At 40.6% G+C, this 12,944-nt stretch carries 6 protein-coding genes; 4 read left to right on the top strand and 2 right to left on the bottom strand.

All coding sequences use genetic code 11. The features are described from left to right. Positions 1-28 precede the first annotated feature (28 nt). The 4 genes from EXN75_RS13655 to EXN75_RS13640 all read left to right on the top strand — a co-directional run bounded on the left by EXN75_RS13655 (position 29) and on the right by EXN75_RS13640 (position 10,537). Positions 29-4,393: a leucine-rich repeat protein gene (locus EXN75_RS13655; RefSeq protein WP_167639528.1), complete on the top strand. Its 4,365-nt coding sequence runs from the start codon at positions 29-31 to the stop codon at positions 4,391-4,393. A 10-nt stretch (positions 4,394-4,403) separates the two neighbouring features. After that, positions 4,404-9,665, top strand: a complete 5,262-nt coding sequence (locus EXN75_RS13650) for an MBG domain-containing protein (RefSeq protein ID WP_134844225.1) — start codon at positions 4,404-4,406, stop codon at positions 9,663-9,665. A gap of 416 nt (positions 9,666-10,081) precedes the next feature. Continuing rightward, a complete protein-coding gene (locus tag EXN75_RS13645; protein ID WP_134844224.1) occupies positions 10,082-10,342 on the top strand; it encodes an ATP-binding protein in 261 nt (86 codons plus the stop codon). A 3-nt stretch (positions 10,343-10,345) separates the two neighbouring features. Beyond that, complete coding sequence (locus EXN75_RS13640) at positions 10,346-10,537, top strand: hypothetical protein (RefSeq protein WP_134844223.1); 192 nt, start codon at positions 10,346-10,348, stop codon at positions 10,535-10,537. Here the strand turns inward: EXN75_RS13640 and EXN75_RS13635 are convergent. Together EXN75_RS13635 and EXN75_RS13630 are read right to left on the bottom strand one after the other, a co-directional pair. Then, a complete protein-coding gene (locus EXN75_RS13635; RefSeq protein WP_134844222.1) occupies positions 10,515-11,951 on the bottom strand; it encodes an AAA family ATPase in 1,437 nt (478 codons plus the stop codon). The two genes, EXN75_RS13640 and EXN75_RS13635, sit on opposite strands and share 23 nt — an antisense overlap. 143 nt (positions 11,952-12,094) lie before the next feature. Then, positions 12,095-12,514, bottom strand: coding sequence for a hypothetical protein (locus tag EXN75_RS13630; RefSeq protein WP_118118378.1), 420 nt, complete (start codon positions 12,512-12,514; stop codon positions 12,095-12,097). Between the last annotated feature and the right edge of the window lie 430 nt (positions 12,515-12,944).

Below are 12,944 nucleotides of genomic sequence, written 5' to 3'. Positions count from 1 at the left end.
CGGCCGCAATATAACTTATTTAGAGAATGTGGACTATTCTTTTGAGGCTAATCCTCAATATTATGGTTATTCCGCTTTCTATAACCAACCTAAGTTGGCAAAGATTACGATTTCTCCATCTGTAACAAAGATAGCTCCTTACTTATTCTATAAAAATGCAGCTATCACAATAACGGAATTGCCAAAGGTAAAGGAGATTGGACGTTCTGCTTTCGAAGAATGTTCGAAGTTGACAACACTTAACTTAGGTCAAGCTTTGGAGACCGTAGGTGATTGTGCTTTCCAAAATTGCACGAATGTAACAAAATTGACTTTTCCTGATGCAACGACAGAGATTGGAAGTCGTGCGTTTGCTTATTGTTCAAGTGTTACGGAAATTACAGTAGGTCAAGGATTGAAATCTGTAGGAGATTACTCTTTCTTTGATTGTGGGTCTTTTACAGCATTAGTTCTGCCTGATAAATTTACGACCATGGGTGGAAGTGCTTTTGAAGGATGTCGAAAGTTGACTAATGCAAAGTTAGGTCAGTCTTTGACTTCTGTGCCAGAACGTGCTTTCAAAAATTGTATAGCTCTTTCTGAGATGAATCTTCCTGCGACGGTGAAATCTATTGGTGACCAAGCGTTCTACAACGACTCCACTATTGCAGTCGTTACGATGAGGGAAGGATTGGAAACCATCGGCAACGAGGTATTCTGGAACAACTCAGGCGTAAGAAGCTTCGTTATCCCAGGAACCGTACAGACTATCGGAACCAATAGTTTCTATGGTTGTACTAATACTTCAACTTTGAGATTCAAGGATGGAGATGGCATCTTGACGATTGATACAAAAAAAACTCAAAGTCGCAAGATTGACGATATGCTTTCCAATATCTCATATTCTTATGATCGTGAGCGATATGGGGATCGAAAATATGACTACTTTTATGACTGTCCTATTAAGACATTGTACTTAGGAAGAAACTTGAAATATGATTATTCAGGTTCTGTTAGTATATATAAGAAAGTCGGAGATAGAACTTGGAATAGTGAAACGAGAGCGTCCGCTCCATTTGTCAATAGTACGACTCTTGCAAGAGTAACAGTTGGACCAAAGGTAACATTCGTGTATAATCATCTTTGTGATGGATGTAGCAATTTGTCTAATGTTGTATTAGGTAATGCGCTCCAAGATATCAATGATTATGCATTTGCTAATTGTGTCAAATTGCCAAATATCTCTTTTCCAGCTTCACTTGCAACTATAGACAATTATGCTTTTGCTAATTGTCAAGTACTTGCTTCAACATCTTTTCAAGAGGCATCTGATCATGAACTAAAAATTAACAATGCCTCATTCAAAGATTGTGTAGCCTTACCTGAGGTCAATTTTCCTGGTCAACTTTCTCTTTTAGGAAATAATACATACCAAGGATGTACGGCATTGAAGGATGTTGTGTTCAACAAGAATGACCAATACGAGCCAACATTGACGATTGGTAATTATACTTTTGCTCAGTGTTCTTTGATTAATGCACTTTCATTTCCAGGAAGATTGAAATCCATCGGAGACTATACGTTCTCAGATTGTACTTATCTTACAAATTTGACTTTTGAAGATTCTAATGAGGCTGTAACATTAGGTAGTGGTGCTACTGGCGAAACTGACAGAAGATATATGCTGCCTTTGTTTGGTAATAGCAATTTGTCTTCTCTCTATATGGGAAGAAATGTCGATTATACTGCGGATAAAGATTATAGTTATTCTCCTTTCTACAATCAGCAATTCTTGACCGATGTTCGCTTTTCACAAGCTGGTACTGTGACTTATTGTAAGGACTACTTGCTCTATAAGGTGAATAATTGTGAGTCTCTTATCTTGCCAGAAAGCTTGACTACCATAGGAAACTGGACTTTCCGTGGTATGAGTAAACTTGGGGGTATCGTGATTCCTAACGCTGTGACTACAATCGGAACATACGCCTTTGCGGATGACATAGCATTGGAAAGTGCCAAGTTATCCACTTCATGCCCTTGGCTCAAAGAAGGTTTATTCTCTGAGTGTGGAAAATTGCAAGCTATCACGATCCCAATGGTAGTGAATAAGATGGATACCCAAATGTTTACCAACTGCACATCCTTGGCTACTGTGACATTTGACGATGATAAAGATTTGATAGAGATGGCGTATGGTTCTTCTGATGCCAACAATGGATTGTTCAGGGATTGCCCTGTCGAAACCCTTTATTTGGGACGTTGGTTATCTTATAATACGGAAGTTCCTTCTCGTTCTCCATTCTATTCAATTGCAGAATTGAAGAACTTGACTTTGGGCAAGTACTTGAAAGTGGTGGATAAATATATGTTCTCTTATTGTACTGGCTTGGAGAACGTGTATGTACCTGACAATATCACTTCTATCAATATGTGGGGATTCCGTGGCTGCTCTGCTTTGAAGTCTGTAAGATTCAGTGAAAACCTTAGTCAAATTGGTGATTATGGCTTCTCGGAATGTACTTCCCTTGATAATGTGACTTTCCCAGCGAGTATGACAAGTACCTCAGACAACAGTTTCTCAAATTGTAGTTCTTTGAGAAATCTTGACTTGGGTAAGAACTTGTTGGTAATAGGTCCTTCGGCTTTCGAAAATGATTCAATTCTTAGTGAGGTTAATATACCAGAGACTGTGTATGGTCTTGGTGTGGGAGCTTTCAAAAGTTGCGTCAGTATTCCTTACGTGAAGATTCCTAAGGGTGACCTCACTACGGTAAGTAAGGAGTCATTTAAGGGATGTAATGGTATAGAATGGATTTCTTTGAGCGAGAATATTACATCTTTAGGTGAAAATGCCTTTGAGGGATGTACCGGCATCAAGTATGTGAAGTCATATGCTATGACTCCACCAGAGGGCTTGGTGAATTTCCCTTCAGATGTAGAAACTAATGGCACTTTGTTTGTCCCTGAGGATAATGACGAGTATCCTGATGTCTTGGGTGATTATCAATATTCTCCTACGTGGGAGAATTGGGGAACATTCAAGAGAATCACAGAGAATACACTCTTGTCTTCTCTTACCCTGAACCAATCTGACGCTCATTTGAAAGCCAGTGAAACTCTTGCTCTTGCAGCAACTGTAGGTCCTGATGAAGCTACCAATAAGAAGGTGGATTGGAAGTCGGATGATGAGACTGTGGCATCGGTATCTGCCGATGGTGTGGTAACAGCTCATAAGGTAGGTCAAACGTCTATTCATGCTATTGCAAATGATGGCGGTGGTGCCAAGGCAACTTGTACTATAACTGTTGACCCTACAATGGTTTCCTCTATCACTTTGAGTCAAGAAAGCTTGAAAATCAGAAAGAATCATACGGCGCAACTCTCTGCTATTGTTGCTCCAACTGATGCTACCAATGCAAGTTTTATCTGGTCATCTACCAATGAGGACGTGGCTAAGGTGTCCGAGGATGGAGTGATTTCTGCAATAACTCCTGGTGATGCAGTCATTAAGGCTACTTCACAGGATGGAAGTCAGGTGGAGGCATCTTGCCAGGTGAAGGTCTTGCCTGTATTGAAAGGTGACTCTAATGATGATGATGAAATCAATATCGTGGATGCTGTTAATACCGTCAATTATATATTTAATAAAGTGACAGGAACATTCGCTTTTGAGGCTGCCGACGTGAATAGTGATGATCATATCTCAATTTCCGATGTAACGGGTACAACTGACTTGATTATGCAACAGGTTTTGCAGGTGAAAGAGCAGGTTGCAATGGCTAAGGGCTATGGTGTTTCTGCAATGGATGATGCTTCTTCTTCTGACCGTTCTTTGGATTGCTTAGTATTGTCTCAACAAGACAAGTCTAATATTGATATAGCATTAGTCAATAATAGTAACTTTGTTGCTTTGCAGGCAGACATTACTTTGCCAGTAAATGTGAATGATGTGGATGTGAAGTTGAGTGGAGTGATGGCTACAACCCATCAGTTGAGTTACTCTAAGTTGAATGCTCATACTTTGCGTGTTGTCGTTTATTCACTTAGCAATAGTACTTTCATGGATGGACAGCCTATCTTCTGTTTGTCTTCAAAGAAGAATTTGGATGCAAAAAGTATAGGTGTAACCAATGCTATCGGCTCTGATGTTGAGGCTAAGGGCTATCGTTTGACCTCTCGTAATAATGAAGTAACTTCTATTGATGGTATTGGCGTGGACGGAACTTCTGTCAAGGTTGTTGCAGACGGTCTGATGTTTACAGGCTTGAAGGGTACACCTATTTATATATATACCACTTCAGGTATCCTTGTGAAGACATTCAGTCTTGCTTCTGAGACATCTAAGATAGCTTTGCAAGCTGGTGCTTATCTTGTGAAGATGAACGGTCAGGTAGTCAAGATTACTGTAAAATAATGGTTAAGGTATGATAAGACTAAATAAAACAATGGTACTTTTGTTCTTGATGTTGTTGGCTTTGCCGCTTGCATCAAGAGCAAAGGATACCTTTTATATAGAGCCAGTGAACGTAGTCCCTGGTGAGTCGAAGACGATTACCCTAAATTTGGATAATAGTCAGGTATTTCGTGGCTTTCAGACTGATATCGAACTGCCTGAAGGTTTAAAAATTGCCTCGAGGTCGAATGGCAATTTTGATATCTCTCTTACAGATAGGGGATCATCTTCTTTCTCTGTGAGTTCTAACTTGATGTCGGATGGCTCTGTTAGAATTTTGGGCTATTCTACTCAAGGTGAGTCGATAAAAGGAAATCAGGGTGCTTTAGTACGTATTTCTGTGCGAGCTTCCAGTGATTTTTCGGGTGGCTATATTAAATTGAAGAATTCTATTTTCTCAGATGTAAATAATCGAGATGTGAAATTGGATAATTCACAACTCTTTGTGGGAACAAAAGAACAGAATGATGTATCTGTCAAGGGTGGTGAGATTTCGCCAGAAGTTAGTAAAGCTTTCTCCTTGGAATTGTCCAACGAGAGTGAGATGACTGCTTTTCAGATGGATGTAGTCTTGCCGAATGGCTTGTCTCTGGATTTAAGCAAAACAAGGTTTACAGGCCGATGTGGTAATCATCAATTGCAGACAAAGCAATTGGGCAATGGTAAAGTTCGCATTATTTGTATGTCTTCGGACAATACATCAATTTCAGGGAAGATAGGCTCTGTCATTGATCTGTGGATTAAGGCTGAGAAAGGCATAACGGGCAATCAGATTGTTAAATTAGAAAATATCATTTTCTCTGATGTCAAGGCTCGTACCTATCGTATGGATCCTTTCTCCTTCGTTGTTGATGTGAAGTATGTTCCTGTAACTTCAGTTTCTATTAGTGAAAGTAACATGCAATTGGAGGTTAGCGATTCTCGACTGTTGACGGCTTCTTTGTTGCCAGAAAACTGCACAGATAAAACGATACTTTGGAAATCTGATAATGAGAAAGTGGCAACTGTCAGTGATAATGGTATGATTATCGCAAGGTCTGCTGGACAGTGTAGTATTATTGCTTCCACTGCTGATAATTTGATTCAAGCGAAGTGTGTAGTTACTGTAGTGAAAATACCATTGACTGCTCATGTTGCTAATACTACTAAGGTTTATGGTGATGCTAATCCTGAGTTTAATATTACTTACTCTGGTTTTAGAGATGGGGATTCTGAGGTTGGCTTTTCTGTTCCTGCATCCATTTCTACTATTGTAGATAATAGTAGTAAAGTTGGAAAGTATGACATTGTAGCTTCTGGTGCAGTTTCTGATAAATATGAAATCTCGTATATTCCTGGTACTCTTACCATTACTAAGGCTCCATTGTCTATCTCCGCTGGCAATTATACCAAGAAGCAGGGTGACGCAATGCCAGTGTTCAAGGCAAGTTATGCTGGCTTCAAGAATGGCGAGGATGAATCAGTTCTGACCAAACAACCAGTCTTCTCTTGTGAGGCTAATGATGCAAGTGCTCCGGCAGAGTATGCTGTTACAATCAGCGGTGCTGAGGCAGAAAACTATGACATCAGCTACGAGCAGGGACGCCTGACAGTAGTCGAGGCAGATGCTGTAGTTGTTCGTGCCAAGAGTTACAGCCGTCAGTATGGTGACGAGAATCCTGTGTTGGAGTTTGAGACCGAGGGTGCAGCCTTGGATGGTACTCCGGAGATTGTCTGCTCTGCAGTTGCAAATTCTCCTGTAGGATCTTATACAATTGAGGTGAAACAGGGCAGTATCAAGAACTACAATGTTCACTTTGAGTCAGGTAGTCTTGTGATTACTAAGGCTCCATTGTCTATCTCAGCTGGCAATTATACCAAGAAGCAGGGTGATGCAATGCCTGTGTTTAAGGCAAGTTATGCTGGCTTTAAGAATGGTGAGAATGAATCAGTTCTGACCAAGCAACCTGTATTCTCCTGTGAGGCAAATGAGGCAAGTGCTCCGGCAGAGTATGCTGTTACAATCAGCGGTGCCGATGCTGAGAACTATGACATCAGTTACGAGCAGGGACGTTTGACTGTAGTCGAGGCAGATGCCGTAGTTGTTCGTGCCAAGAGTTACAGCCGTCAGTATGGTGACGAGAATCCTGTGTTCGAGTTTGAGACCGATGGTGCAGCCTTGGATGGTACTCCGGAGATAGTCTGCTCCGCAGTTGCCAACTCTCCTGTAGGATCTTATACTATTGAGGTAAAACAGGGCAGCATCAAGAACTATAATGTCCACTTCGAGTCAGGTAGTCTTGTGATTACTAAGGCTCCTTTGTCTATCTCCGCTGGCAATTATACCAAGAAGCAGGGTGACGCCATGCCTGCGTTCAAGGCAAGTTATGCTGGTTTTAAGAATGGCGAGAATGAATCAGTTCTGACCAAGCAACCAGTCTTCTCTTGTGTGGCAAATGAAGCGAGCGCTCCAGCAGAGTATGCCGTTACAATTAGCGGTGCCGATGCAGAAAACTATAACATCAGCTACGAACAGGGTCACCTGACAGTAGTTGAGGCAGATGCTGTAGTTGTTCGTGCTAAGAGTTACAGCCGTCAGTATGGTGATGAGAATCCTGTGTTCGAGTTTGAGACCGAGGGCGTAGCATTGGATGGTACACCAGAAATAGTCTGCTCAGCAGTTGCCAACTCTCCTGTAGGATCTTATACTATTGAGGTGAAACAGGGCAGTATCAAGAACTACAATGTCCACTTCGAATCAGGTAGTCTTGTGATTACTAAGGCTCCATTGTCTATCTCCGCTGGCAATTATATCAAGAAGCAGGGTGATGCAATGCCTGTGTTCAAGGCAAGTTATGCTGGCTTCAAGAATGGCGAGGATGAATCAGTCCTGATCAAGCAACCAGTCTTCTCTTGTGAGGCAAATGAGGCAAGTGCTCCAGCAGAGTATGCCGTTACAATCAGCGGTGCCGATGCTGAGAATTACAAAATCAGTTATAAGCAAGGTGTGTTGACTGTGACAGGTATGCCGAAGCCGATAATCTCAACAGACGAAGCAACGTTGCGCATCACAACAGAGACAGATAATGCAGTCATATACTATACTTTGGATGGAACTGAACCTAATGAGAACGCAAGAAAATATACAGAACCTATTAATCTGTATGCATCTTGTGAAATCAAGGCGATAGCTGTCAATGGTGATGCAGAGTCAGAAGTGTCCTCTGCGGAATATCATGATGCAGAATATCCTAACATCGTGAAGGTAGGTGATATTATTACAGCCAATATCATCAACAATGGTGAGGAAAATTTGCCTATGATATTTAAGGTGACGAGTGTGTATCCTTTCAATGTTGAGATGGAGAATAAAGAAGATTATGTTGAAGGATGGAGTAATAAAGATAAACTCTCTGGTGATATAGAAATTCCGTCTGTTGTTAAAAATGAGGGAATTTCCTATAATGTAATAGGTTTAGGAGGTGGTGCTTTGGTTTGGGCAGAAAATGTCACTTCATTGAAGTTGAATGAAGGGCTTGAATATACAAGTTCTCATTCAATGAGATGGTGTTATGGGTTGCATGAAATTGTAATTCCAAATACAGTTAAGGTTTTAGGGGAGGCTGCTATGACAGATTGTCATAATGTAAAAACGGTAGTCTTAGGTTCTGGGTTGGAACGATTGAAGTATCTTGCTTTTTGGGCGGTATCTCATAGATTGGAGACTATCGTAAGTCTTAATCCTGTTCCTGCTATATGTGATAGTCCTAATAGTACATTTGAGAGCCTTCCAGAAGGTGTTACGCTCTATGTCCCTCTTGGCTCAAAGTCTGCCTACGAGACAGCTCCTGGTTGGGATTATTTTGCAGGTCATATTGTAGAAATGGATATGTCTCCTGCTACAATCAAGGTGAGAAATTGTTCTCGAGAGTATGGGGATGATAATCCTACACTTGAATTTGAGACAGAGGGTGCTGCTCTTATAGGTGAACCAGAAATAATCTGCACTGCTGATAAAAATTCAAAAGTAGGAACTTATGAGATTGAGATAAACAAGGGAACGATTAAAAACTATTATGTGACATTTGTCCCAGGTACTTTGACGGTGACAAAAGCACCATTAGTTGTAACTGCTGAAAATTATACCATTACGCAAGGAGATAAACTTCCTGAGTTTACGGCAAGTTACAGTGGCTTCAAGAATGGTGAGGATGTGTCTGTTTTGACCAAGCAACCAGTCTTCTCTTGTGATGCAAATGAAGCAAGTGCTCCTGGTGAATATCCAATTAACGTATATGGTGTAGAGGCAGATAATTACAATGCTATTAGCTACGTTGCTGGAACTCTTACGGTTCTAAAGAGAGAGTTAAAGAAGCAAACAATCACTTGGGACCAAAAGATAAAAGCTAAGGTCGGCTCTACTATAGAAATGAATGCAACCGCATCTTCTGGTCTTCCTGTAAGATATTCGTACGCTCTGGTACCAAGAGTGGAAACTGCTTATCAAGTTCCTCAGATAGAAGGCAATAACATAACATTCCCAGAAGAGGGTACTTATATGTTGGTTGCTATTCAAGACGGAAATAATGAATATGCGGCAGCTACGGACACATTGGATGTCTGTGCAATCAGTGACGATGAGGGCTTGATGTATATTGATGGTATCTACTATAAATATACCGACGATGGCTCTGCACTGAAGGTGGTAAGGGGCTACAATCCTTATCAAGGAAAAGTGGAAATACCTGCAACCGTTAATGGTCTTCCTGTGACTGAAGTTGACGGGCTGGCTATGTATGCCTGCTATTACCTGAAAGAACTCGTTATCGGTGACAATGTGAAGAAATGCGGACATGAGGCTTTTGGAGCAAGTATAAACTTATGTAATGTCACATTGCCAGTTGCTGATGTTGAGTTTGCACATAATTGGATGTTTAACTGTGATAGAGGAATTCGGGAGATACATTGCCGTTCGTCCATTCCTTATGTTGTCGATGAAGGCATTTTTAATGGTGCTGTTGATTACGACAATTGCATTCTCTATGTTCCTGTTGGCACTAAGCAATCTTATGCTAATTCTGAGGTATGGAAATACTTTACTCACATTGTGGAGGAAAATGTTTCTACGAGTATTTCTAATATAAATGTGGAAAAGAAGAGTGTATGGTACACGTTACAGGGTGTTAAGCTATTTGTTAAGCCAAATATTCCTGGTGTATATATTCACAATGGGAAAAAGATTATTGTAAGATAAATTTAATGTAAGCGGTGGGTGTATTATGGTATTCTGTAGTACACCCACCTTTTTGCTATAGTAGTAATAGCCCAAGTATAGGCTTTTGGTTTGGATATGCATCGAAGCAGAGTTCTTTTTGGTTTGGAAATGCAATGAAAATGATAATTTTTGGTTTGGATCTGCATCTAAAAAATGGAATTTTTGGTTTGGAAATGCTTGATTTTGCTTATTTTCGTTTGGACTTTTGAAAATAAGATGTATCTTTGCAGCATGATCCTTTAAATACTTTTGCTCTTTCAGAAAAATATGCATTATTGGCTGAAAGGAATGTGGAATTTTGCCAATAATGTTTAAAAATATGTATTATTGGCTTAAAACTGTGTAAGATATAGCCAATAATTGCTTTTTCTTGCTATCTTTGTTTTATCTCTGCCTTGGAGCACTTCTGGAATGGATGGGCTTCGGCACGTCGCGACATCGTTCTGATAGTCTGTGGCTCTGCCACTTCCTGGATGATGGACAAACTCATCAATAATCATGGTGGACTTTATGGTCGTCTTACCCATCGTCTATTCCTGCAACCTTTTTCTCTTGGAGAATCGGAAGCGTTTCTGAAGACCAAGGGGATGATGCGGTCAAGATACGAGATGGCAGAGCTTTACATGACTCTCAGGTCAAGCAGCGGTTGGGTATAGCTGGTGTATCCACCAATTTATATTCATGGCGGAGTAGGAGTAGTGGGGGAGGCTGATAAGCGGGCCGCTCAGATAGATATGGTGATAGAGCGTGGCGACAACACCATCAATCTATGTGGAATGAAATTCTCGGAAGGAGAGTTTGCCATCAATAAGGATTATCGTTTCGATTCTATTCAAATAGACTATCCATAGTAACCTCTTTTTGTACAATGCCACTATGCTTGCCATAAGCAACACCATAGGTGGTAATCATAGTGAGGTGAATGGTTTGCTTGGGAGAAAGAGTGGCTTTGAGTGCTTCTATGCGATGGCGCAAGCGTATTTCCTCTTCCTTGCTGATGGTGTAAGGGGAACTGGCAAACTTCATTTCACATAAGTTCACCACATTGTCGTTTCTGATAATCAAGAGGTCTATTTGAGTGCCATCTTGATTTTCGTCTCCTCTTACATTCCAAGCTGAGAGTGATGATTTGACACCACCGATTTCCAAGGCTCGTTTGATTTGCTGGATGTGTTGCCAGCAAACTTCCTCGAAGGCAACACCATGCCATGCCTTCAAGATGTCGGAAGTCATATTATCACTGATGAATCCTGCATCCTTGCTGTTTTCTTCTACATATTTTAGCCAGAATAGACAGAAGTTGTCTATCAGTTTGTAACAGATTGTACTTTTCGGCATACCATATGGGGAATAACATGTAATGAAATCGCTTTCAACCAAAGCTGCTAAAGTCTTGCTCAAGCCACCACCTAAAGGCAATCCTGTAGCTTTGCTGATTTCTTCTCGGGTAAACCCACTGTGCCGAGTTGCCAATAAGCGTACAACCTTTTTGCTATCTTCTGGATTATTGAAGATAGCAGCAAATAATCGGTTGAACTCATCCTTTAGTCTCGGTTTGTTACCAAAGAGAATCTTGTCTGTATTCTGTTCAAAACTCAATCCTTTTTGGAAGTAGCTAATATAATAAGGTATTCCACCGAAAACCATGTAACTTTGCAATATGTCATACTGGCTCATCCGTATATTGGCATGTTCAAAGTACATGGCACATTCTTTCAATGTGAAAGGGGCCAGTTTGATTTCTGCAGTTAAGCGTCCATATAGCCCACCCTTGTTTTTAGAGAGATTGCTAAGAATCCAAGAGGTTGCGCTACCGCAAACGATTAACATGATATTGTCCCTGCCACTACACCAGCCATTCCAAAAGTTCTCAAAGGCTGGAAGGAAACCAGAGCGTGGGGTATCCATCCAAGGTAACTCGTCTATGAATACTACTTGCCGCTCACCATTGTCAAGATTCTGCAAGAGTTGTTCGAGTAGGAAAAATGCCTCCATCCATGTTTTGGGTGCTTTGTATCCTTCCAGGCCTTGGTTGAGCAAGGCGTAATAGAAACTTTCCAATTGAGTCTTCATGCGACTTTTTTCATTGTCTTGGTCAACTGGTGATACGCCTGTATGCTGAAAGGTAATGCGTCCTTTCAGTGCTTGTTTGATAAGAAAAGTCTTGCCAACACGTCGGCGTCCATATATGGCAACGAACTCGGGACGGTCGCTATGGTACAACTTTTCAAGTTCTGCGATTTCTTCTTTTCTTCCTACAATCATACTATATCTTTTGTTTAAAGTTGCCGCAAAGATACAAAAAAGAATTGTTCCGGCAAAATATACTATAGCTTATTCTGCCGATTTTATATGTTTTTTATAGAAATAGGCAAGATATGATGATATGAGAACGATGAAGCTATCTCTTAGAGATGCTCCTTCAAATCCACTTCCTCCACGTATTTCACAAGCGAATCCTTGCCATTAAGCAGATAGAAATCCACACGAACCACGTGGTCGATGTCTGCACTTCCCTTTACTTTTACGTGCCGGGTCTTACTATATAATAAGGTGTCACGACGGGAAGGGTAGGAGACAAGCTGAATCTGGTCTTTGGTGGAACCGCTTCCTACATAATATATGCCTACACTATCCTTGCTTGCTTTTATGGCTGCTATCTTCGCCATTTTCTTGGCATGAGCGGCAGTTGTGTCCTCTGGATAAAATTCGCTGGCAGCTACCGTGTCGCCATCATGCTGGTCGGGAGCATACTTGCAACTTGTATTTGTTGTTGTGATAAAGGCGGTGGCAGTTAGGACTGCTACAAAGTATAAAATCTTCTTCATCTCATTTTTTATTTCTAATTTGCCGCAAAGGTATAAAAAATAAGAAAATCGGCAAAATAAACGTTTGCTTATTTTGCCGATTTTATATGTATTTATGAGTTTTGGGCAATTTACATCTCTACGATTACCTCGTGTTTGCCTGCTTGACAAGGGATGACGCAGCCCTCAATAGGTTTGCCATCTACGATGATTTGCTTCACTCCCTTCTTTTTCTCTGCCATTGTCTTTTTAGTATTTATATTGTTATTTATTCTTGTATTGAAGTGTTGATTCTGTATTCTAATTACTTAATTTAGTATTATATAATGAATGCTTAATTTAGTAAATAACATTATTTTGGTGCAAAGATAGCAAAAACTTTCAGTTATAAGGTTAGATAACGGATATTTTTTGTATTTTTGCAATTAGAATAGGTTAGAAATCTGACAAT

Source organism: Segatella hominis (assembly GCF_004535825.1).
Lineage (GTDB): Bacteria > Bacteroidota > Bacteroidia > Bacteroidales > Bacteroidaceae > Prevotella > Prevotella hominis.
Note: the sequence above shows the minus strand (reverse complement) of the source record. Positions and strands in the feature narration are given on the sequence as shown.